General features: G+C 73.7%; 17 protein-coding genes and 1 pseudogene. 6 read left to right on the top strand and 12 right to left on the bottom strand.

From position 1 onward, the window contains the following. Positions 1-68: 68 nt before the first annotated feature. Positions 69-2,789 carry a cellulose binding domain-containing protein gene (locus ABZ484_RS10540; protein WP_358865497.1) on the top strand — a complete coding sequence of 907 codons (2,721 nt, stop codon included), beginning with the start codon at positions 69-71 and terminating at the stop codon, positions 2,787-2,789. Positions 2,790-2,863: 74 nt separating this feature from the next. Here the strand turns inward: ABZ484_RS10540 and ABZ484_RS10535 are convergent, their stop codons facing one another. The 4 genes and pseudogenes from ABZ484_RS10535 to ABZ484_RS10520 form a co-directional block, all read right to left on the bottom strand. Continuing rightward, the gene (locus ABZ484_RS10535; protein ID WP_358865496.1) at positions 2,864-4,768 is read right to left on the bottom strand and encodes a rhamnogalacturonan lyase; all 1,905 of its coding nucleotides are present in this window, start codon (positions 4,766-4,768) and stop codon (positions 2,864-2,866) included. A 137-nt stretch (positions 4,769-4,905) separates the two neighbouring features. Next, a complete protein-coding gene (locus ABZ484_RS10530) occupies positions 4,906-5,658 on the bottom strand; it encodes a class I SAM-dependent methyltransferase (RefSeq protein ID WP_358865495.1) in 753 nt (250 codons plus the stop codon). A gap of 24 nt (positions 5,659-5,682) precedes the next feature. Next, the gene (locus ABZ484_RS10525; protein ID WP_358865494.1) at positions 5,683-5,988 is read right to left on the bottom strand and encodes a 4a-hydroxytetrahydrobiopterin dehydratase; all 306 of its coding nucleotides are present in this window, start codon (positions 5,986-5,988) and stop codon (positions 5,683-5,685) included. 108 nt (positions 5,989-6,096) lie between these two features. Further along, positions 6,097-7,096 (bottom strand): annotated as a pseudogene (locus tag ABZ484_RS10520) (ADP-ribosylglycohydrolase family protein). 81 nt (positions 7,097-7,177) lie between these two features. Here ABZ484_RS10520 and ABZ484_RS10515 point away from each other — a divergent pair. The 3 genes from ABZ484_RS10515 (at position 7,178) to ABZ484_RS10505 (ending at position 9,810) form a co-directional block, all read left to right on the top strand. After that, positions 7,178-8,014 carry a helix-turn-helix domain-containing protein gene (locus tag ABZ484_RS10515; RefSeq protein ID WP_358865493.1) on the top strand — a complete coding sequence of 279 codons (837 nt, stop codon included), beginning with the start codon at positions 7,178-7,180 and terminating at the stop codon, positions 8,012-8,014. A gap of 52 nt (positions 8,015-8,066) precedes the next feature. After that, entirely contained in the window at positions 8,067-8,930 is an 864-nt protein-coding gene (locus tag ABZ484_RS10510) for a helix-turn-helix transcriptional regulator (protein WP_358865492.1), read from the top strand. Between the two features lie 64 nt (positions 8,931-8,994). Continuing rightward, positions 8,995-9,810, top strand: coding sequence for an SAM-dependent methyltransferase (locus tag ABZ484_RS10505; RefSeq protein ID WP_358865491.1), 816 nt, complete (start codon positions 8,995-8,997; stop codon positions 9,808-9,810). Between the two features lie 11 nt (positions 9,811-9,821). On the opposite strand, the gene dnaK is transcribed toward ABZ484_RS10505, so the two are convergent. The 4 genes from dnaK to ABZ484_RS10485 form a co-directional block, all read right to left on the bottom strand. Next, entirely contained in the window at positions 9,822-11,693 is a 1,872-nt protein-coding gene (gene dnaK, locus ABZ484_RS10500) for a molecular chaperone DnaK (protein ID WP_358865490.1), read from the bottom strand. A gap of 249 nt (positions 11,694-11,942) precedes the next feature. Beyond that, positions 11,943-12,368: an OsmC family protein gene (locus tag ABZ484_RS10495; RefSeq protein WP_358865489.1), complete on the bottom strand. Its 426-nt coding sequence runs from the start codon at positions 12,366-12,368 to the stop codon at positions 11,943-11,945. Positions 12,369-12,791: 423 nt separating this feature from the next. Beyond that, on the bottom strand, positions 12,792-14,900 hold the full coding sequence (locus ABZ484_RS10490; protein ID WP_358865488.1) for a phage holin family protein: 2,109 nt from the start codon (positions 14,898-14,900) through the stop codon (positions 12,792-12,794). A gap of 138 nt (positions 14,901-15,038) precedes the next feature. Then, positions 15,039-15,476, bottom strand: coding sequence for a hypothetical protein (locus tag ABZ484_RS10485; RefSeq protein ID WP_358865487.1), 438 nt, complete (start codon positions 15,474-15,476; stop codon positions 15,039-15,041). A gap of 85 nt (positions 15,477-15,561) precedes the next feature. On the opposite strand from ABZ484_RS10485, the gene ABZ484_RS10480 reads away from it, so the two are divergent. Both ABZ484_RS10480 and ABZ484_RS10475 read left to right on the top strand, forming a co-directional pair. Further along, positions 15,562-16,344, top strand: coding sequence for an MBL fold metallo-hydrolase (locus ABZ484_RS10480; protein ID WP_358865486.1), 783 nt, complete (start codon positions 15,562-15,564; stop codon positions 16,342-16,344). After that, the gene (locus ABZ484_RS10475) at positions 16,341-16,982 is read left to right on the top strand and encodes a VTT domain-containing protein (RefSeq protein ID WP_358865485.1); all 642 of its coding nucleotides are present in this window, start codon (positions 16,341-16,343) and stop codon (positions 16,980-16,982) included. Before ABZ484_RS10480 ends, ABZ484_RS10475 begins: the two co-directional genes overlap by 4 nt. 26 nt (positions 16,983-17,008) lie before the next feature. On the opposite strand, the gene ABZ484_RS10470 is transcribed toward ABZ484_RS10475, so the two are convergent. The 4 genes from ABZ484_RS10470 to ABZ484_RS10455 all read right to left on the bottom strand — a co-directional run bounded on the left by ABZ484_RS10470 (position 17,009) and on the right by ABZ484_RS10455 (position 21,420). Then, the gene (locus ABZ484_RS10470; protein ID WP_358865484.1) at positions 17,009-18,109 is read right to left on the bottom strand and encodes an MBL fold metallo-hydrolase; all 1,101 of its coding nucleotides are present in this window, start codon (positions 18,107-18,109) and stop codon (positions 17,009-17,011) included. Then, positions 18,106-19,362, bottom strand: a complete 1,257-nt coding sequence (locus tag ABZ484_RS10465; RefSeq protein ID WP_358865483.1) for an aminotransferase class I/II-fold pyridoxal phosphate-dependent enzyme — start codon at positions 19,360-19,362, stop codon at positions 18,106-18,108. Before ABZ484_RS10465 ends, ABZ484_RS10470 begins: the two co-directional genes overlap by 4 nt. A gap of 189 nt (positions 19,363-19,551) precedes the next feature. Beyond that, entirely contained in the window at positions 19,552-20,460 is a 909-nt protein-coding gene (locus tag ABZ484_RS10460) for a hypothetical protein (RefSeq protein ID WP_358865482.1), read from the bottom strand. Positions 20,461-20,622: 162 nt separating this feature from the next. After that, positions 20,623-21,420 (bottom strand): RNA polymerase sigma factor SigF, encoded by a 798-nt coding sequence (locus tag ABZ484_RS10455; RefSeq protein WP_358865481.1) that lies wholly within the window; start codon positions 21,418-21,420, stop codon positions 20,623-20,625. Positions 21,421-21,729 lie beyond the last annotated feature (309 nt).

Genomic DNA, 21,729 nt, shown 5'->3' with positions numbered 1-21,729 from the left:
GACCCCAGTCCTGATGGGGTCCACCCGGTCGCCGTGCCCTCACCCCCCTCCCCCGAGAGGACCCCACCGTGCGAAGAACCCTCCGCAAGGGCCGCCTGCTCACGGCCGTGCTCGCGCTGACGGCCGGGCTGCTGGCCGGTGCTCCACCCGCGCTGGCCGCGGGCGCCGCGAACGCGACCACGGCCGTCGCCGCCGACACCTACACCTGGAAGAACGCCCGGATCGACGGCGGCGGCTTCGTCCCGGGCATCGTGTTCAACCGCAGCGAGAAGAACCTGGTCTACGCCCGCACCGACATCGGCGGCGCCTACCGCTGGGAGCAGTCGACGAAGACGTGGACCCCGCTGCTCGACTCGGTCGGCTGGGACGACTGGGGCCACACGGGCGTGGTCAGCCTGGCCTCCGACTCCGTGGACCCCGACACGGTGTACGCGGCGGTCGGGACGTACACCAACAGCTGGGACCCGGGCAACGGCGCCGTGCTGCGCTCCGCCGACCGGGGCGCGAGCTGGAAGAAAACCGATCTGCCGTTCAAGCTGGGCGGCAACATGCCGGGCCGCGGCATGGGCGAGCGGCTGGCGGTCGACCCGAACAAGGACAGCGTGCTGTACCTGGGCGCGCCCAGCGGCAAGGGCCTGTGGCGCTCCACCGACTCGGGCGCGACCTGGTCGCAGGTGACGAGCTTCCCCAACCCCGGGAACTACCAGCAGGACCCGAACGACACGACCGGGTACGCCAACGACAACCAGGGGATCGTCTGGGTCACCTTCGACGAGTCCACGGGCGCCTCGGGCAGCGCCACGAAGACGATCTACGTCGGGGTCGCCGACAAGGACAACGCGGTGTACCGCTCCACGGACGCGGGCGCGACCTGGCAGCGGCTGGCGGGCCAGCCCACCGGATACCTGGCGCACAAGGGCGTGCTGGACGCGAAGAACGGCTATCTCTACCTCGCCTACAGCGACACCGGCGGCCCGTACGACGGCGGCAAGGGCCGGCTGTACCGGTACGCGACGGCGACGGGCACCTGGACGGACATCAGCCCGGTGGCGGAGGCCGACACCTACTTCGGGTACAGCGGTCTGACCGTCGACCGCCAGCACCCGGGCACGGTGATGGCCACGGCCTACAGCTCCTGGTGGCCGGACACCCAGATCTTCCGTTCCACGGACAGCGGCGCCACCTGGACGAAGGCCTGGGACTACACGTCGTACCCCAACCGCTCGAACCGCTACACCATCGACGTCTCCTCCTCCCCCTGGCTCACCTTCGGCGCGAACCCGTCGCCGCCCGAGCAGACCCCGAAGCTGGGCTGGATGACGGAGTCGCTGGAGATCGACCCGTTCGACTCCGACCGGATGATGTACGGCACGGGCGCGACGCTGTACGGCACCGAGAACCTGACCCAGTGGGACAGCGGCGGCCAGTTCACGGTGAAGCCGATGGTGCGGGGATTGGAGGAGACGGCGGTGAACGACCTCGCCGCTCCCCCGTCCGGCGGGGCGCAGCTCTTCAGCGCCCTCGGTGACATCGGCGGCTTCCGCCACACGGACCTCACCAAGGTCCCGTCGATGATGTTCACCTCCCCCACGTTCACCACGACCACCAGCCTGGACTTCGCCGAGACGAACCCGAACACGGTCGTCCGGACCGGCGACCTCGACTCCGGCCCGCACATCGCGTTCTCGACGGACAACGGCGCCAACTGGTTCGCCGGGGCGGACCCCTCGGGCGTCAGCGGCGGCGGCACGGTGGCGGCGGCCTCGGACGGAAGCCGCTTCGTCTGGAGTCCGGCCGGCGCGGGCGTGCAGTACACGACGGGCTTCGGGTCGTCGTGGTCGGCGTCGAGCGGGGTCCCGTCCGGCGCGATCGTCGAGTCGGACCGGGTCGACCCGAAGACCTTCTACGGCTTCAGTTCGGGGAAGTTCTACGTCAGCACGGACGGCGGGGCCACCTTCACCGCGTCCGCCGCGTCCGGGCTGCCGAGCGGCGACAGCGTGCGCTTCAAGGCACTGCCCGGCGCCAAGGGCGACATCTGGCTGGCGGGCGGCGCGAGCGACGGGCCGTACGGGCTGTGGCACTCGACCGACGGGGGCACGTCCTTCACCAAGCTGTCCAACGTCGAGCAGGCCGACACGATCGGCTTCGGCAAGGCGGCGAGCGGGGCGTCGTACCAGACCCTCTACACCAGCGCGAAGATCGGCGGGGTCCGGGGCATCTTCCGCTCCACGGACAGGGGCGCGACCTGGACGCGGATCAACGACGACGCCCACCAGTGGGGTTGGACGGGTGCGGCGATCACGGGTGACCCCAGGGTCTACGGCCGCGTGTACGTCTCGACGAACGGCCGCGGAGTGATCTACGGGGACACCTCCGACACCGGCGGAGGAGGCGGCGACACCGGTGGCGGCGGTGACACGGGCGGTGGCGGCGACACGGGTGGCGGCGGCACGACACCGCCGCCCACGGGCGCCTGCTCGGTGACCTACAAGATCACCAACCAGTGGTCAGGCGGCTTCCAGGCCGACGTCCAGCTCACCAACACCGGCTCGACGGCCTGGAACGGCTGGGCGCTCGGCTGGTCCTTCGCCGACGGCCAGAAGGTCACACAGGCGTGGAACACCGACTACACCCAGTCGGGGGCGTCGGTGACGGCGAAGAACGTCGGCTGGAACGCCGACGTGGCGGCCGGTTCCTCGGTGGGCTTCGGCTTCACCGGAAGCTGGTCGGGGACCAACGGAAAGCCGACCGCGTTCAAGGTCGGCGACCAGACCTGCGCGATCGGCTGACGGCACAAGGGAGGACGACCGACGGGGGACGACAGAAGGGCGCGTGCCGTGCGCGACACGCGCCCTTCACGCGCCTACGGCGTGTACACCGCGGGCCGCGGTGCCGTGCTCATGCCCGCGCCGATGAAGAAGCTCGGGTGCGGGGGCTGGTTGTAGGCGGTGTTCTGCCACGCGAGGGCCGTGCGGTACTGGGTGTCGTGGAGGAGCGTGGTGATCCTCGTGCTCGTCTCGTACGGCGTCGAGTAGATGCGCAGCGCCTTGTTGTCGCCGGTCGGCCAGACGACCTCCTCGCGCCAGTCGCCGAGGATGTCGCCGGACAGCGCGGGCGTCGCCTTCGTGCCGTTGTTCGAGTGGACGCCGGATCCGGTCAGCAGACGGGTGTCCCCGGAGGTGCCGTACTTGTCGATGTGGGTGCCGTCGAGGAGTTCGCGGACCGTGTCGCCGTCCCACCAGGACAGGAAGTTGGTGCTGGAGGGCTTGCGGCTCGCCACGACCGTGCCCTTGGGGTTGCGGATGCCGCTCTCGGCCGACGACCAGGACTCGGCGCCCGCGCTGCCGGACCAGATGTCGCCGGAGACGCCCCGGCCGTTGTCGCCGTTGGGTGCCGTCGACCACAGGACCTGGCCGGTGCGCGCGTCCGCCATCCAGGAGGACGGCTTGGAGGAGTCCTCGTCGACCTTGAACTCCTCCAGGCCCGGCCGGGACGGGTCGAGGTCGCCGACGTGCATGGCGTCGCCGTGGCCGTTCCTCGTCGTCCACAGTCCGGAGCCGTTGTCGTCCACGGCCATCGCGCCGTACACGATCTCGTCCTTGCCGTCCCCGTCCACGTCCGCGATCGACAGCTGGTGGTCGCCCTGACCGTCGTACCCCTTGCCCGAGTTGGTCGAGGAGTTGGTGTCGAAGGTCCAGCGGCGGGTGAACTGCCCGTTGCGCCAGTCCCAGGCGGCGATCACCGTGCGGGTGTAGTAGCCGCGGGCCATGACCAGCGACGGGCGGGAGCCGTCCAGGTACGCGGTGCCCGCGAGGAAGCGGTCCACGCGGTTGCCGTAGGAGTCGCCCCACGACGACACCGTGCCGCGGGCCGGGACGTAGTCGACGCTCTGCATCGCCCTTCCGGTCCGGCCGTCGAACATGGTCAGGTACTCGGGTCCGGAGAGGACGTAGCCGCTGGAGTTGCGGTAGTCGGCGGAGGAACTGCCGATGACGGCTCCGGTGCCGTCCTTGGTGCCGTCGGCGGTCTTCATGGCGACCTCGGCCCTGCCGTCGCCGTCGTAGTCGTACACCTGGAACTGGGTGTAGTGGGCGCCGGAGCGGATGTTGCGGCCCAGGTCGACGCGCCACAGGCGGGTGCCGTCGAGCTTGATGCCGTCGACGATCGTGTCGCCGGTGTAGCCGGACTGGGAGTTGTCCTTGGCGTTGGTGGGCTGCCACTTGAGGACGAAGTCGAGTTGACCGTCGCCGTCCAGGTCGCCCACGGAGGCGTCGTTCGCCTCGTAGGTGTAGGCGACTCCGTCCGGGGTGGTGCCGCCGGGCGGTGGGCTGATCGGGACGTCCTTGTAGCCCGCGCGGAACTGGACGGCGTGCTCGGAGTCGCCCTGCTCGACGCCGTTCACGATCGCGCGCACCGTGTAGTCGGCCGAGTCCGGGGCACCGGAGTGGAAGTAGTTCGTGGAGCCCGTGACCGGGCTGGAGTTGACCTTGGTGCCGGCCCGGTAGACGTTGAACGACACGTTGTCCGGGTCGGTGCCGAGCCAGCGCCAGCTGATCAGATTCCCGTTGGCCGTGTGGACGCTGACCAGGCCCCGGTCCAGCTTCTCCACCTGCCGGGCGGTCGCCGCCTGGGCGGGCGTGGTGGTCAGGGCGGTCATTCCGGCGCCGAGGAGGGCCGCCGTGGCGGCCACGGCGGACAGGGCGGCGCGGCGTCTGCGGTGCTTGTGGTGCGGGGTGCGCGCAGGGCGCGCGGTGTGCGGCTGCCGCATGAGAGGCACCTCCATGTGAGGGGTGGGTTTGCCTCTCAGTCGCCGCCGGATGCAGGGGAGTTGCCGCGCCCGGCGGGCCGGTTCGGCAGGAGGGTTCGGCGGAGGGCTTCGGCGGACGGGTTCGGCGGAGGGCGGGGTCAGGCGCCGGCCGGCCTGCGGAACGCCCGCAGGGTGAACACCGGGTCGGGGCGGGGACGGTCCTGGTCGGGGAGGGCCGCGAGGCGTGCGGCGAAGGTCTCGGCGAGGGGTTCGCCGGGCGGCAGCGTGACGAACCAGCCGCGTCTGAGGTCGGCGATGGTGCGGCGGGGACTGCGGCCCTGCCCGCGGCCCGTGAAGCGGGCCTGCCCGGCCGGCACCAAACCGTGCTCGGCGGCGTATCCGGCCACGCGGTCCGCGGCGTCACGGGCGGCCGGGCTGGGCGGCCGGGCGGCGAGGACGGCGTCGACGTCGCTGCCGACGTTGTGGGCGGCGGCCTTGTCGACCGTCGTGACGTACACGCCGCCGGGCCTGAGCACCCGGGCGCACTCGGCCACGACGGCCCGGGCGGCGGCGGGGGTGGGTGCCAGGTGCAGCAGCCAGACGCTGGTGACCGCGTCGAACCGGCCGTCCGGGAAGGGCAGGCGGCGGCTGTCGGCGAGGACGACGGCACCGGGCAGCCGGGCGGCGGCCTGACGGGTCATCGCGGGGGCCCGGTCCACGCCGGTCACACGCAGCCCGTCGCGGGCGGCGGCCAGGCGGCGGGTGACGATGCCGGTGCCGCAGCCGACGTCCAGCAGGTGCCGCGTGTCCTCGGGCAGCAGGCCGAGGACCGCCTCCGCCGCGGCGGCGGCGCGGGGCTCGCCGCCCCGGGAGGCGTCGTAGCGTTCGGCTTCCTTGTCGTAGTCCAGCACGCGGCTCCCCCCTCCGGGCGCGGCTCAGCTCGCCCCGTGGACCCCTGCCAGGTCCTGGACCCGGCGGGCGAGCTCGAAGTCCATGTCGGTGACGGCGCCGCCCGCGCTGTGCGTGTGCACGGCGAGGGCGACGGTGTTGTAGCCGAGGGTGAGGTCGGAGTGGTGGTTCAGCTCCTCCTGCACCTGGGCGATGTGCACCACCATCGCGGTCGCCGCGAAGTGCGAGCCGAGCCGGAAGGAACGGGTGAGGCGGTCGTCTTCGACGGACCAGCCGGGCAGTTCGGCCAGACGGTCCTCGATCTCCTTCTGCGACAGCGGTTCCACGGGCATGGGCGCGTTTCCCTTCCTGGACGTCACGGCACCTGCGCGGTCCCGTTCAGACTGCCACAGGGCCGGCGGCGCGTCGCCGGCCGCAGGGGCCGCCGGATGCCCCGGGACTCAGTCGGGCACGCATTCGGCGGCCAGGTCGTCCGCCGGCGCCGCGATCCGGTCCCGGCCCTCGGCCTGCCGCACCCAGGCGTGCGGCAGGCCGTGGTCGCCGTGCCGGGCGCCGAGGATGTTGCCGCAGACGGAGCCGGTGGAGTCGCTGTCGCCCGAGTGGTTGACGGCCAGCAGCAACGCGTCCGCCACACGGGGGACGGCCAGCGCGCTGTAGACGCCGATGGCCAGGGCCTCCTCGGCCACCCAGCCGCCGCCGAGCCGCTCGAGTCTCTCCAAGCTGGGGCTGCCCTGCGCGGCCAGGTCCAGGGCCTGCTCCAGGGCTGCGGTGGTCTCCTCGTGGCCGGGGTACCGGGCGAGCAGCCGCAGGGTGCGCAGGACCGCGCCCTCGACGGAGTCCCCGGCCACGATGTGGGCGACGATCGCCGCGAGGGCACCGGCCGCGTAGTAGCCGGTGGGGTGGCCATGGGTCATCTGGGCGCAGCGGGCCGCCATGGAGAAGGCGGTGCCGGGGTCGGTGCGGGTGAGGCCGAAGGGCGCCGAGCGCATCACCGCGCCGCAGCCCTTGGAGTCGGAGTTGACGGGTCCGGGCCGCCCGAGTTCGGCCCCGGGGTCGGGCACGAAGTCCTGCGCGAGGCCGGACAGGCAGGCGTTGCCGGGGGCACGGCTGGGGGTGCCCCCTCTGGGGGAGTACAGCCATCGCTCGGTGACCAGGCCGCCGCGCGGACCGGCGTAGGAGCCGCCGCCGGTGGGCCGGGCGAGCTCACTGTCCTCGGGGCCGGTGCGGAGCTGGGTCTCCAGCCAGCGTGCGTAGGCCCAGCGCACCATGCGGGACCAGCCGCCGCCGATGCCCTTGTGCCGCTCCCGCTCGTGGGCCTGCCGGACGCCTTCCACGGTGAACAGGGTCATCTGGGTGTCGTCGCTGATCAGTCCGACCGCGCCGGCGCCGCCCGGGGAGGGCACCGCCCAGCAGGCAGCCGCGCACTCCGGCCCGGTACACCGCCGTCGCCTCCAAGGACGGCCCCCACGGCTCGTTGACGCGCGCCCCCTCATCGACAGGTGTTCGACTACGGTCGTACTCATGACCATTGTCGCGACCGGTGCTGCCGTGCCTCCCACCGCCCCCGCCGGTCAGGGCGTGGGCCCGCTGCTGCGGGCCTGGCGGGAGCGGCGGCGGGTCAGTCAGCTGGAACTCGCCCTGCGCGCCGACTCCTCGGCCCGGCACATCAGCTTCATCGAGACCGGCCGGTCACGGCCCAGCGAGGAGATGGTGCTGCGGCTGGCCGAGCACCTGGACGTGCCGGTGCGGGAGCGCAACGCGCTGCTGCTGGCCGCCGGTTACGCCCCGCACTACCCGGAGACCTCGCTGGACGATCCGGCGCTGGGCGCGCTGCGGGAGGGTCTGGAGCGGCTGATCCGGGGCTACGAGCCGTATCCCGCGCTGGTGGTCGACGCCGTGTACGACGTGGTGGCGGCCAACCGGGGCGTCACCATGCTGCTGGAGGGCGTCCCCGAGACACTGCTGACCCCGCCGCTGAACGCGATGCGGCTGACCCTGCACCCGGAGGGTCTGGCGCCGCGCATCCGCAACCTGCGCGAGTGGCGCGGCCATCTGCTGGCACAGATGGAGCGTCAGATCGCTCTGCACCGCTCCGGGGCGCTGCGCGCGCTGTACCAGGAGGTGGCGGACTACCCGGTGCCGGAGCCGGACGGCGCCCTCGAGGAGGAGCCGGAGGACGACGTGCCGTACTTCGCGCTGCCGATGCGGATCGAGCACGGGGGGCGGGTGCTGTCGTTCGTCTCGTCGATCTCCACCTTCAACACGCCCATGGACGTGACGGTGGCCGAACTGGCGATAGAGACGTTTCTGCCGGCCGACCCGGCGACGGTGAAGTACCTTCACTCCATGGTGTCTTGAGACGTCGTGAGAGACTGCCGGCAGGACTTCGGCGCGTTCGGGGAGGCGTGGCGTGAGTGAGCGGCGGCCCGCGCCCACCGTGGGTCAGGTGGTGCTCGGCAGAAGGCTTCAGGAGCTGCGGGAGGCGGCCGGGCTGTCCCGCGAGGAGGCGGCGCGGGTGCTGCGGGTGGCCGCGGCGACCGTGCGGCGCATGGAGCTGGCCGAGGTCGCGCTGCGGATCCCGTACGTGCAGGTGCTGCTGCCGACGTACGGGGTGGGCGAGGAGGAGGCCGCCGCGTTCGTGCGGCTGGCCGAGGAGGCCAACCAGCCGGGCTGGTGGCAGCGGTTCCACGACGTGCTGCCGGACTGGTTCAGCCTGTATGTGAGCCTGGAGGGCGCCGCCCGGCTGATCCGCTCCTACGAGCCGCACTTCGTGCCCGGACTGCTCCAGACCGAGGAGTACGCGCGTGCCGTGCTGGAGGCCGGGACGGTCGGGCAGACCGGCCCGGAGGCGATCGAGCGGCACGTGTCGCTGCGCATGGCCCGGCAGGAGCTGCTGGAGCGGGAGGACGCGCCACACCTGTGGGTGATCGTCGAGGAGACGGTGCTGCGGCGGCCGGTGAGCATCCGCGGCGCGGTGATGCGCGGGCAGCTGGACAAGCTGCTGGAGTACACCGAGCGGGACCGGGTGACGGTGCAGGTCGCCGAGTTCGCGGACGGTCCCCATCCGGGGACGTACGCGCCGTTCTCGCTGTTCCGCTTCGCCGAGCCGGAGCTGCCGGACATGGTCTACACCGAGTATCTGACCGGCGCGCTGTACCTGGACTCCCGCAGCGAGGTCGCCGCGCACCTGGAAGTGCTCGACCACATGACGGCGCGCGCCGCGTCGGCGGAGCGCACCCGCAAGCTGCTGCGGGAGTGCCGCGAGAAATTCTGAGAGCTCCCGTTCACCGTCCTTCCCCCCTTCCGACGCCCCGACCGAGCCGAGGAGTCACAGCCGTATGACCGGATCCGACGCCGCGCCCGTCCGTCTCGACACCAGCCGCCCGCACCCGGCGCGGGTGTACGACTGGTGGCTGGGCGGCAAGGACAACTACCCGGTGGACGAGGAACTGGCCCGCCGGATCCTCGCCGTCGACGAGACCGCCGTGCGCGGGGCGCGCGCCAACCGCCGGTTCATGCACCGGGCGGTCCGGGTGGCGGCCGAGGCCGGGATCCGGCAGTTCCTCGACATCGGCACCGGCATCCCGACCGAGCCGAATCTGCACCAGGTGGCCCAGGGCATCGCACCGGAGTCGCGGGTGGTGTACGCCGACAACGACCCCATCGTGCTGCGGCACGCGCAGGCGCTGCTGCGCGGCTCCGCCGAGGGCGGCACCGAGTACGTGCACGCCGACGTCCGCGACCCCGACACGATTCTGCGGGCGGCCACGGAGTCGCTGGACTTCGCCCGGCCGGTCGCCCTGTCGCTGGTCGCGCTGACGCACTACCTGGGTGACGCGGCCGACGGCGACGACGTGCACGGTCTGCTGAAGCGGTACGTCGGCGCCCTCGCGCCGGGCAGCCATCTGATCCTGTCGCAGGTGACGCCGGACCTGAACCCGGAGGCCGTGGCGAAGGCCGCCGGCCTGTTCCGCCAGGGCGGCACACCCTTCCACCCCCGCTCGCTGGCCGAGTTCTCCCGCTTCTTCGACGGCCTGCGGCTGCTGGGGCCGGGCATCATCCCGGTCACCGGCTGGCGCCCGGAACCGGAGGACGTCGCCGCCCAGGCGGAGGGCATCGTGCCCGTCTACGCGGGCGTGGCCGTCAAGCCCTGACCTGCGTGGGGTCAGGCGGCTCCGCCCTTGGTGTCGCGTTCGTCGTCGACGATCTCGGCGTCGACGACGCCCTCGTCCTCCTGGCCGGGGCGTGGGCCCTGCTGTCGGTCGCCCGCCTCCGTCGAGGTGGGCTGGGACTGGGCGTACATGGCCTGGCCCATCTTCTGGCTGACGGAGGCGAGTTTCTCGACGCCGGTGCGCAGGGGGGCGGTGTCGGCGTTCTGCTCCAGGAGGGTCTTCAGCTCGGCGGCGGCCGCCTCCACCTCGGCCTTGGTGTCCGCGGGGATGCGGTCGCCGTTGTCGCGGATGAAGTTATCGGTCTGGTAGACGAGTTGTTCGGCCTGGTTGCGGGTCTCGGCGGCCTCGCGGCGCTTGCGGTCCTCCTCGGCGTACTGCTCGGCCTCCCGCATCATGCGGTCGATGTCGTCCTTGGGCAGGGCCGAGCCGCCGGTCACCGTCATCTTCTGCTCGCGGCCGGTGGCCAGGTCCTTCGCCGAGACGTGCATGATGCCGTTCGCGTCGATGTCGAAGGCGACCTCGATCTGCGGCACCCCGCGCGGGGCGGGCGGCAGGCCGGTCAGGTCGAAGACGCCCAGCTTCTTGTTGTACGCGGCGATCTCCCGCTCGCCCTGGTAGACCTGGATGCCCACCGAGGGCTGGTTGTCGGTGGCCGTCGTGAAGATCTCCGAACGGCGGGTCGGGATGGTCGTGTTGCGCTCGATCAGCTTGGTCATGATGCCGCCCTTGGTCTCGATGCCCAGGGACAGCGGCGTGACGTCGAGCAGCAGGACGTCCTTGACGTCGCCGCGCAGCACGCCCGCCTGGAGAGCGGCGCCGACGGCGACCACCTCGTCGGGGTTGACGCCCTTGTGCGGGTCCTTGCCGGTGAGGTCGCGCACCAGGTCGGTGACGGCGGGCATGCGGGTGGAGCCGCCGACCAGGATCACGTGGTCGACGCTGGACAGCTTGATCCCGGCGTCCTTGACCGCCTGGTGGAAGGGCTGCTTGCACCGGTCCAGCAGGTCGGCGGTGAGCTCCTGGAACTGGGCGCGGGTGAGCTTCTCCTCCAGGTGCAGCGGGCCCTCCGCGGAGGCGGTGATGTAGGGCAGGTTGATCGTGGTCTCCGAGGACGACGACAGTTCGATCTTGGCCTTCTCCGCCGCCTCGCGCAGCCGCTGCACCGCCATCTTGTCGGCCGCCAGGTCGACGCCGTACTGCCCCTTGAACCGCTTGGCCAGGTGCTCGACGACCCGCTGGTCCCAGTCGTCGCCGCCGAGGTGGGTGTCGCCGTTGGTGGCCTTGACCTCGATCACGCCCTCGCCGATCTCCAGGAGGGACACGTCGAAGGTGCCGCCGCCGAGGTCGAAGACGAGGACGGTCTGCTCATCGCCCCGGTCGAGGCCGTAGGCGAGCGCGGCGGCGGTGGGCTCGTTGATGATCCTGAGCACCTTCAGGCCGGCGATCTCCCCGGCCTCCTTGGTCGCCTGCCGCTGGGCGTCGTCGAAGTACGCCGGTACGGTGATCACCGCGTCGGTGACGTCCTCGCCGAGGTAGGCCTCCGCGTCCCGCTTCAGCTTCTGGAGGACCCGCGCGGACAGCTCCTGCGCCCGGAAGCGGGTGCCGTCGACGGAGCCCTGCTCGGGGAAGCGCCACTGCGCCTCGCCCATGTGGCGCTTGACGGAGCGGGCGGTGCGCTCCACGTTCGTCACCGCCTGACGCTTGGCGACCTCGCCGACCAGCACCTCACCGCTCTTGGCGAACGCCACCACCGACGGCGTGGTCCGCGCGCCCTCGGCGTTCGCGACGACGGTGGGCTCGCCGCCCTCCAGGACCGCCACCACCGAGTTCGTCGTCCCGAGATCGATCCCGACCGCGCGTGCCATCTCCGTCCCCTTTCCACCACCGGTTCTGCCACCGGTTCCAGCAGGGCACCGTCCCGTACTCCAGCACAGAACCGGAGTGGGGCGTTGTCAATGCCGGGTTGCGACGCCGGTCGCCGTCCCCCGCACGTCGCCGCCCCGACCCCTGCGGTCCGGGTACCCCGGTGGCCGGGAACGACGACGCCGCGCCCCTGATCGGGGCGCGGCGCGCGGGGCCGGGTGCGCAGGACGGGTGGAGCCGTCCGTGGCGCGTCAGGCCAGCTTCGCCTCCAGGGTGATCGTCGTACCGGCGAGGGCCTGGCTGACCGGGCAGTTCTTCTTGGCGTCCTCGGCGGCGGCGACGAACGCGTCGTTGTCGATGCCGGGGACCGCGCCCTCGACGGTGAGGTGGATGCCGGTGATGCCCTCACCCGGCTGGAAGGTGACGTCAGCCTTGGTCTGGAGCCTGGTGGGCGGGGTGCCGGCGCCGGCCAGGCCGTGCGACAGGGCCATGGAGAAGCAGCTGGAGTGGGCCGCGGCGATCAGTTCCTCGGGGCTGGTCTTCCCGTTCGCCTGCTCGGCGCGCGACGGCCACGACACCGGCTGCTGGCCGATGCCGGAGGAGTCGAAGGTGACGACGCCGTTGCCCTCGAGCAGATTGCCTTCCCAGACGGTGTGAGCGGTGCGCGTGGTTGCCACGGTGTGTTCCATACCTTTCGCCTAGGTTCCCGTTTCCGGGGTTTGCCTGTCCTCCATCCGATCACATCAACGCCGCGCACACCCGTCGAACGGGCCACGACCTGCCGGAGAAGGTCGGCGAATCCCCTGCCGGGCGGTGCGGTGAGGGCCTACAGCCCGGTCCATGGCCGAACTCTTCCAAGTCCTCGGGAGAATCGCGGGATTTGGTGGGGTCGCTCTCGGCGTCCTGTACCTGCTCTACCGGGACCTTCGTGCGCGACATCATCCGCAGGCGCATGTTCCGGACCCTCACCTCGGGCCAGGCGACCGCCCTGTTCGGCGCGGTCGTGGTGCTCGCCTTCGCCAAGCTCCGCGGAGACCTCACCCTGTCGTGCTTCGGCTTCGGGTCCGACGCCCGGATGCCGGAGCCCGCCGGCGTACCGGTCAGGCGGCCCGCTCCTGCGGTCCCGGTGCCGGTTCCGCCTGCGCCGGGAGCGGCACCTGGGGGCCGTTGGCCTCGCGCAGCCAGCGGCGCAGCACGCGGTGGATCTGTTCGGCGCCGACGAGTTCCCCGTCCTCCGCCACGGGCGGGGAGCAGGCGAGCGGCGCCAGCAGGAACGGGCGGGTCTGCGCGCCGCCGAGGCCGCCGTGGGAGCCGATCTGCTCCTCGAAGGCGAGGACCTCGCCGTCGGCCGGGTCGTGGAAGGAGTTGACCAGGATGTCGGGGGCGTGCGGGAAGGAGTGGGTGCGGCGGACGGCGTCGGCGGCGCCGGGTCCGAAGGCGGCGAGCGGGCCGGGGTTGCCGTCGAGCTCGTCCAGGGGTATCTCGGCGCCGCGTGCGCCGAGCACCAGGCCGCCGTGCTCCTCGCTGCGCACCAGCAAGAAGCCGATACCGGGGTGGTTGGCGAGGGTGGTCAGCAGCCCGGGATGGCGGGCGTCCAGCTCCTCCCGGCTCATCCGGTGCGGCACGTCCGGGAAGGAGACCAGGCCGAGGTTGCCGGAGGCCAGCACCAGCGGCTCGAAGTGGCGGGCGGGCCGGTGGTGCTCACCGCCCTCCTCGACCGGGCGGCGCAGGGCGGCGCGTACGGCGGCCCGTGCCTCGGCGCCGCTGCGGGTCCTCCGCGCCCGGCGCGGCACGTGCAGCCCGCAGCCGGCCCGCACCAGGTCGCCGAGGGTGAGGCCGTAGCGGGCGCGGAAGGTCTCGCCGGGGCTCTGGCCGTGGTCGGACAGGACGACGATCCGGTACGGGCGCGGGGCGTGCTCGGCGACCTTCTCGATCAGCGCCAGCGCGCGGTCCAGGCGCCCGAGCACCTTCGCCGCGTCCCGGCCGCGCGGCCCGGAGTGGTGGGCGACCTCGTCGTAGGCGACGAGGTCGGCGTAGACGGCGGTGCGCCCGGCGAGCAGGTCGCCCATCACGGCGGCCACGACGACGTCCCGTTCGACGACGGTCGCGAAGGCGCGCACGAGCGGGTACAGGCCGCCCCGGGACACGCGCGGGCGCTGTCGGCGGATCCGGGCCCGAAGGGACTGGCCGATCTCGCGGGCGACCTCGGCGACGAAGGACAGGGCGGTGCGGACGGCGTTGGCGGGGTCGGAGAAGTAGGCGAAGTAGCCGGCGCGCGAGCGGTTGCCGGGGCCGCGCCGGGCGGACACGGACAGCACGAGGGCGGATTCGCCGGCACCGCCGCTGAACAGGTTGCCGCGGCTGGCGCCGTCGGCGGTCAGCAGCCCGCCGTCGCGGGTGCGGGCGACGGCGCGGCGCTGGAGTTCGACGGCGCTGGTGGGGCGGTTGCAGACCATCACCTCGCCGGTGTCCTTCTCGTACCAGCGGAAGGCGGGGACGTCGTGGTTGGTGCCGTGCAGGATGGCGAGCTGGCTGGCGCCGGTCTGGCTGGACCAGTCGGTGCGCCAGGGGACGAGCCGGTGGGTGGGCTCCCGGTGGTCCTGGTCCTCCCGGCCGGGTGCGGCGCCGAGCCAGCGCGCCACGGTCGGCATCAGCCCCTTGTCCACGGCGTCCCGCAGCACGTCGTGGCCGACGCCGTCGAGCTGGACGACGAGGGTGCCGGGCGTGGACTCACAGGGCGGCCGGCGCCCGCGGCGGCGGTCGGCGAGCCGGGACAGGCGGCGCCGGTAGGCGTCGTCGTCGCGGACGGCGAGGGCGGCGCCGGTGGCGGAGGCGACCGCGGACATGACGGCGGCCACGATGACGGCGGTCTCGGGGGCCGCCTCGGGCTGGCCGGAGGGGTTGACGCGCAGGGCGAGCAGGAGCAGGGAGCCGTTGAGGAAGAACACCAGCAGCCCGAGGACCAGCGCGGGCACGAGCAGCAGCAGCCGTACCAGCAGCGGCCAGACGACGGCCGAGAGGACACCGAAGGCGCCGGCGCCGAGCGCGGCGGTGACGGCGATGGTGGTGGCGCTGTCGCCGTCGGCGGACTGGAGCTGGAAGTCCGGCAGGATCCCGGCCAGCACCAGCATGGTGACCGTGGAGACGCCCCACACGGCGACGCTCCGCCCGACCTGCCTGGCGGCCCGCCGCCACCACCCGCCACGCACGCCGACGCTCCTCACGTTCCGACCCGGACTTTTGCACGAACCTGCCCCAGCTTGTCACACGCCTGGCGGAACCCTCCGCCCCGGAGCGGCTCGGTGCGCGCCCGACGGCGGGCCCGTTGCGCGGAGCGAGACACCCCCCTATCCGCCGTCGTAGCCGGCCGTGGGCATGGACAGGCGGCGGTGCACCCGGGCCTTCATCTGGGCGTCGTAGGACGGCTCGGCCTGGCCCACGGTCTCCACCCGGACCCCGCGTCGCGCGCACTCGGCGGTGAACTCCTCGACGGAGGACAGCGCCCGCTCCAGCACCCGGCGGCTGGGCGCGACGAAGACGTCGACGCCGGGACGGACACCGTCCCACAGGGCGCCGTGGTCCGGGCGCAGGCCGCGGACGAGGAGTTCGCGGGCGACCACGTAGCCGTGCTCGGCCGCCCAGCGTGCGCACATCGCGTGCTGGCCGCGGGAGTCCACGAGGAAGGGCTCGTCGTTCAGCTCCTCCAGGGGCGTCAGGCTGGCGATCGCGGTCACGCGGACCGGCGTCGCGGCGGCCTCGCCGCGGGCGTCGCGCACTTCTCCCATGGCGTCCCCCTCACCTCCGGGTTGCGCCGCCGACCCTACCGCCGCACGTAGGCTCAGGGGGAGTCGCGCGAAGGAGGCAAAGAAGGTGCCGGTGGAGATCACCTGGTGGGGTCACGCGACGTGCACGGTCGAGGATTCGCACGTCCGTTTGCTGACCGATCCGCTGTTCGCCCGCCGCCTCGCGCATCTGCGGCGCCGCAGGGGCGCGCTGCCGCCGCCGGGCGCCTGGCACACGGACGTGGCGCTCGTCTCCCATCTGCACGCCGACCATCTGCACCTTCCCTCGCTGGACCGCCTCGCCCCCGGCACGCGCCTGCTGGTGCCGCGGGGCGCGCTCCGGGCGGTGCCGGGGCTGCGCCGGCTCGGGCGGCCCGGGCGGCTGCGGATCACCGAGGTGGCGCCCGGGGAGCGGGTCGAGGTCGGTGCCGTCACGGTGCGGGTGGTCTCCGCCCGGCACGACGGGCGGCGGCTGCCGGTGGGCCCGCACCGCTCGCCCGCGCTCGGCTACGTCGTCGAGGGCGAGGGCCGGACGTACTTCGCCGGTGACACCGGGCTGTTCGAGACGATGGCCGAGGAGGTCGGGCCGGTCGACGTGGCGCTGTTGCCGGTGGGCGGCTGGGGTCCGTACCTCGGCGAGGGGCACCTGGACGCGGGGCGGGCGGCGCAGGCACTGGCCCGGCTCGCGCCGCGCTGCGCGGTGCCGGTGCACTACGGCACGTACTGGCCGATCGGGATGGACGCCGTGCGCCCCCACGAGTTCCATGCGCCGGGCGACGAGTTCGTGCGCCTCGCGGCGCTGCGCGCGCCGGGCGTGGCCGTGCACCGGCTGGGGCACGGGGAGAGCGTGCGCCTGGAGGTCGCCCGGTGATACGACTGGCCGCCGCCGCGGCGACGGTGGTGCCGACGGAGTCCACCCAGCAGGCGATCGGTTATCCGTCGCTGTTCCTGCTGGTGCTGATCGGGGCGCTGGTGCCGGTGGTGCCCACGGGTGCGCTGGTCAGTTCGGCGGCCGTGGTCGCGGTGCATCAGACGGCGCCGTTCTCGCTGGCGCTGGTGTTCGCGACGGCGTCGCTGGCCGCGTTCTGCGGGGACGCGGCCCTGTACTGGCTGGGGCGGCGCGGGCTGGGGTCGAGGAACGGCTCGCGCTGGCTGGAGGCGATCCGCTCGCGCGCGCCGCGGGACCGGCTGGAGCAGGCCCAGGAGAAGCTGGCCGAGCACGGAGTGGCCGTGCTGGTGCTGTCCCGGCTCGTGCCGGCCGGCCGGGTTCCGGTGATGCTGGCCTGTCTGCTGGCGAAGTGGCCGCTGCGGCGCTTCTCCCGCGGCAACCTTCCCGCCTGTCTGGCGTGGGCGGCGACGTACCAGGTGATCGGCATCCTCGGGGGCTCCCTGTTCCCGGAGCCCTGGGAGGGTGTGGTGGCCGCCGTCGTCCTGACCGTGCTGATCGGTGCGGCTCCGGGCGTCTGGCGCCGCGTCCGGCGCTCGGCCGCGGTCCACCGGTCCGGCTGACCGGCCGACCGCGGCCGTCCGGAGCATCACTCCAGGATCCGGGAGCCGCCCACCGGGAGGTCCCACAGGTCCTCGCGGGGCAGGCCCGCCTTGTCCCAGGCGGCCCGGACGCGGGCGAGGGGTTCCAGGACCGGCTCGGCGGACAGCACGAACGTGCCCCAGTGCATGGGCGCCATGCGGCGGGCTCCGACGTCCTGGGCGGCCCGCACGGCCTCCTCCGGGTCGCAGTGGACGTCGCTGAGCCACCAGCGCGGGTCGTAGGCGCCGATGGGAAGCAGGGCGAGGTCGATGCCGGGGTAGCGGCGGCCGATACGGGAGAACCAGTGGCCGTAGCCGGTGTCGCCGGCGAAGTACACGCGCTGTCCGTCGGCGTCGGTGAGCACCCAGCCGCCCCACAGGCTGCGGCAGGTGTCGGTGAGGGTGCGCTTGGACCAGTGGTGCGCGGGCACGAAGTCGAGGCGGACCCCGGACAGTTCGGACGCCTCCCACCAGTCCAGCTCGGTGACGCGGGTGAACCGGCGGCGCCGGAACCAGCGGCCGAGTCCGGCCGGCGCGAACACCGGTGTGTCCCGCGGGAGTCTGCGCAGGGTGGGCGCGTCCAGGTGGTCGTAGTGGTTGTGGCTGATGACGACGGCGTCGACCGGCGGCAGCGCGTCCCAGGCGACGCCGACGGGGGTGATACGGGCCGGGGTGCCGATGATGCGGCGGGACCACACCGGGTCGGTGAGCACGGTCAGCCCGCCGATCCTCAGGACCCAACTGGCGTGCCCCGCCCAGGTGACGGCGACAGTGCGGGCGTCCACACGGGGCAGCGGACCGGGCTCGTAGGGCAGCAGAGGGATGTCGGCCAGGCCCTCCTTGCCGGGGCGTACGGCGCCCTCTCGGGCGAACCGGGCGAAGGCCTTCAGGCCGGGCAGCGGGGCGGTGAGCCGGTCGTGGAAGGTACGCGGCCACAGCCGCCGCTCCGCCGGCGGCCGGGGCTCGGCCTGCGGCGGGAACGGGACGGCGGTCCGCCGGGACGTCAGAGGGGCCGGGGCCGCCGCGGCGTCGGCCTCCCGGGCGTGCGTGGTCGTGGACGTGGTCGCTCCGGTGTACCGGGACGTGGTCGGCTCGGACTGCTGCGTCATCGAGGAGGCTCCCATCGCTGAGCGTCGTCGCGGAGATCGTCGAAGACGGACCTCAAGGAGATCAACGCGCGTTGCAGGTGCGGCAGTTCCAACGGCGTGGGCGACAGGAGGCATTCCGTGCGCTGCTCCTCGGTGTCGCCGAGCAGCTCCGTGGTGGACAGCCGCACACGCAGCGCGCCGAGGTCGTCGCCGAAGCGGTGGCCGCCGGGCGTGGGCATGCCCAGCAGGGCGCCGAGGAAGTCCTCCAGTTCCTGCGCGTCGCCGACGCCGCGGGCGGCGAGGGCGGGGCGCAGCGGGCCGAGGTCGGCGTAGAGGTGGCGGCCGGCCTGCGGCGGCAGGGCCAGCGCGCCCGCCGCGACGACGGCGGCGTGCAGGGCGTGGGCCACGCGCGCGTGCAGCCGCACGGTGGCGGTCAGCCGGGCGGTGACGGGCTCGGGTTCGTCGAGGGCGTAGGCGGCAGCGGCGGCGACGGGCTCGGCGATCCGGGCGTCCAGCGCGGTGAGGATGTCGAGCACGCGCGCGTGCAGCGCGTCCCCGGTGGCTCCGGTGGGGAAGCGGGCGATCGCGGCGGGCCAGCCGCTGGGCAGGAACGCGCCGGCCAGGTCGGTGACCACGGTGACCCGTTCGGGCAGCATCTCGGCGGGGCTGAGCAGCATCGTCTCGTGCGGGGTGTGCCAGGTGTCGCGCCAGGTCTCGTCGCTGACCAGGTGCAGTCCCTCGGCCGCGGCGGCCTCCACGGTCTCGTGCAGCACCTCCGGCGGCGCGACCGTGCCGGTGGGGTCGTCGGCGACGGACAGCACCAGCAGCCGGGGGTCGCCGCCCTCCGCCCGGACCCTGCGGACCGTCTCCAGCAGGGCGTACGGGTCGGGCACGCCGCCGCACTCGGCCGGGGTGGCGACGGGGAAGGCCGGTCTGCCGAGCAGACGCGCGTAAGGCGCCCACCAGGCGGCGCAGGGCCGGGGGACGAGGACGTCGCCGCCGAGCGCGGCCGTCAGCGCCAGCAGCAGGCAGGGCGCGCCGGGTCCCGCCGCCACGTGACCGGGCCGGGTGGACAGGCCGCGCCGCCGCCAGTAGCCGCCGGCCGCGTCCAGGAGCGCGGCGCCGCCGCCGATCGGTCTGTCCCGGGCCCGGGTCCGGCCCGCGGCCGCGCCGAGCGCTGCGGACAGCTCGGGCAGCACCGGCAGTCCGTCGTCGGGGAGGGCCGACGGCCCGTAGCGGACGGGGCCGTGCCCTTCCGGGTCCGTCCGCCGCATGGCAACCTCCGCGCAGTCCTCGCCGCCGTCTCGTCTCACCGTCGGGCCTGGGCTCGCCGTCGGGCCTTGCGCGTGCGGGTACCCAGGCGGGTGCCGTCCCATGGGTGCCCTGCCGGGTCGCGAAGGTCGGTCACCCAGGGGTGCGGGCCCGTACGGCGTCCCGCGGCCCCGGTGCCGGGACGGTGCGGGTCAGCCGTCGGCTCCCCACCGGCGGCGCCACATCCGGTGCCCGGCGGCGCCCAGGGCGGACGCGATCAGCGCACCGCCGCCGATCAGCGCCGGCAGGGATCCGGTGAACGACCCGCCCGCTCCGGCCTGCACACCGTGCTGGGTCGGGCTGTCCGACCCACTGGAGTCGCCGGAGTCGCCGGACCCCGATGCGTGGGACGAGGTGTCCGAGCTGTCGTCGCCGCCCGACTCGTCGGTGTCCTGGCCGCCGGAGGAGTCCTGCGCGTTGTCGCCGCGGGACGGTGCGGTGTCGGAGGAGCCGGTCGAGCCGGTGGAGTCGGAGGAGCCGGTGGAGTGGGAAGAGCCGGTCAGGTCCGTGGATCCGGAGGGACCGAAGGGCGCGGAGGGGCGCGACGGGTCGTACGGCGCATCGGACGTGCCGGTCGGGTCGGACGGGCCGTTCGGATCGATCCCGCCGTTCGGTTCGGTCTTTCCCGTCGGGTCCGTCCCTCCCGTCGTGCCGTTCGGGCGGGCGGGGTCGGCCGGGCCGTGGACCGACTGGTCCGTCGGGTCGGGGGCCAGGGCGTGGCCGCCGGAGTCGCGCGGGTAGCCGCCGGAGTCACCCGGGGGCCGGCCCGGGGTGGGAGGCAGCAGGGGCTGGGTCTGGTCGAGGGACGGCGGGCCGAGCAGGAGGGGGTCCTCGGAAGGGACGGGGAGGGCCGTGCCAGGGACGGCGGCGTCGGGGGACGGTGCCGCCTGCGGCCGGGATCCGGGGCCGGGAAGGTCTCCCGGGCCGCGTGCCTGCCGGAGTGTGTTCGGGATCGGTCCGGCCTCCGTCGCCTCCGCCGCGACGGCGGCCGACGCGGCGGTGCCCGTCATCAGGCCGGCCAGGACGGCGGCGGACAGGGCGTGGCGGGTACTGCGGCGCATTGCGGGGCTCCTCGGGCCGGTGGGGCGGCGGACGTACGGCGTTCGAGCCGTCCCAGCCATCACAGCCCCCGGCGCCCCGCGCCGCGCGATGCCGAGCCCCATTCGCGGGACGCCAGCGGCCTATCGGGTGACGCCGGGGCGCGCCCCGGGCCGAGACACCCCCTACGGCATGTCCCGCATCACCTGGTCGCGGAGCCGGTCGCAGCAGCGGGTGATCAGGCGGGAGACGTGCATCTGGGAGATGCCCAGCTGCTCGGCGATCCGGCGCTGCGTCATGTCGCCGAAGAAGCGCATGTACAGGATCCGCCGCTCGCGTTCGGGCAGCGCCGCCAGGCGGGGCCTGACGGCCTCGCGGTCCACGACGGTGTCCAGCGCGGGGTCGGGTGAGCCGAGGGCGTCGACAAGACGGTAGCCGTCCTCGTTGCCGGGCAGCTCCGCGTCGAGGGAGAGGGCGGCGGCGCTCTCCAGCGCCTCCAGGCCGACCCGGGCGTCCTCCTCGCTCAGCTGCGCGTGCTCGGCGATCTCGGCGACGGTGGGGGCACGGCCGGGGACCGTCCGGGACAGCTCCTGCTGGGCGAACCGGACGCGGTTGCGCAGGTCCTGCACGCGGCGCGGCACGTGCAGCGTCCACATGTGGTCGCGGAAGTGGCGCTTGATCTCGCCGGTGACGGTGGGCACGGCGTAGCTCTCGAAGGCGTTGCCGCGTCCGGGGTCGTAGCGGTCGACCGCCTTGACGAGGCCGAGAGCGGCTACCTGGCGCAGGTCGTCGAGGCTCTCGCCGCGACTGCGAAAGCGGCCGGCGATCCGCTCGGCCATGGGCAGCCAGGCCTCGACGATCTCGTCGCGGACGGCGTCGCGCCGCCGTCCCGGGGGGAGTTCGGCCAGCCGGCGGAAGGCCTCGGTGGTCTCCGGGGCGTCGTCGTGCGGGTGGTGCCTCGCGTTCGCTCGCGTATGCGGCATGGTGCTCGCAGCTCCCTCGGAGTGCTCTGGTGGAGTGCTCTGGCTGGGGACGGTCACGTGGGGGCGCGGACGCGGATCCGCAGCGGCCGCCCACGTGCGCGGACTCGCGCGCCGCCTCCACGGACGTGCCTGAGGTCCGAAGCACTGGGTCTGCGCCTGCCCCCGGCCTCCGGCGCCAAACGCCCGCCCGTGCGCGCCGGCCCCGGCCGGGGCCGCACCGGGCCGTGCGGCGTGCGGGGCACCATCCGGCGCGGAAATGCGGTGTCGGCTCCGCGTGCACGGGTACGCGGTGGCCACCCCCGACGATGT

This window comes from Streptomyces sp. NPDC006393, from assembly GCF_040628575.1.
In the GTDB taxonomy this organism is placed as follows: domain Bacteria; phylum Actinomycetota; class Actinomycetes; order Streptomycetales; family Streptomycetaceae; genus Streptomyces.
The sequence above is the reverse complement of the archived record's forward strand: the minus strand, read 5'-3'. Positions and strand labels throughout refer to the sequence as shown.

Coding starts and splice junctions, on each gene's coding strand:
- ABZ484_RS10535 (WP_358865496.1), bottom strand. CDS start 4,768: ATGCGGCAGCCGCACACCGCGCGCCCTGCGCGCACCCCGCACCACAAG.
- ABZ484_RS10525 (WP_358865494.1), bottom strand. CDS start 5,988: ATGCCCGTGGAACCGCTGTCGCAGAAGGAGATCGAGGACCGTCTGGCC.
- ABZ484_RS10515 (WP_358865493.1), top strand. CDS start 7,178: ATGACCATTGTCGCGACCGGTGCTGCCGTGCCTCCCACCGCCCCCGCC.
- ABZ484_RS10505 (WP_358865491.1), top strand. CDS start 8,995: ATGACCGGATCCGACGCCGCGCCCGTCCGTCTCGACACCAGCCGCCCG.
- dnaK (WP_358865490.1), bottom strand. CDS start 11,693: ATGGCACGCGCGGTCGGGATCGATCTCGGGACGACGAACTCGGTGGTG.
- ABZ484_RS10485 (WP_358865487.1), bottom strand. CDS start 15,476: ATGGGAGAAGTGCGCGACGCCCGCGGCGAGGCCGCCGCGACGCCGGTC.
- ABZ484_RS10470 (WP_358865484.1), bottom strand. CDS start 18,109: ATGACGCAGCAGTCCGAGCCGACCACGTCCCGGTACACCGGAGCGACC.
- ABZ484_RS10465 (WP_358865483.1), bottom strand. CDS start 19,362: ATGCGGCGGACGGACCCGGAAGGGCACGGCCCCGTCCGCTACGGGCCG.
- ABZ484_RS10460 (WP_358865482.1), bottom strand. CDS start 20,460: ATGCGCCGCAGTACCCGCCACGCCCTGTCCGCCGCCGTCCTGGCCGGC.
- ABZ484_RS10455 (WP_358865481.1), bottom strand. CDS start 21,420: ATGCCGCATACGCGAGCGAACGCGAGGCACCACCCGCACGACGACGCC.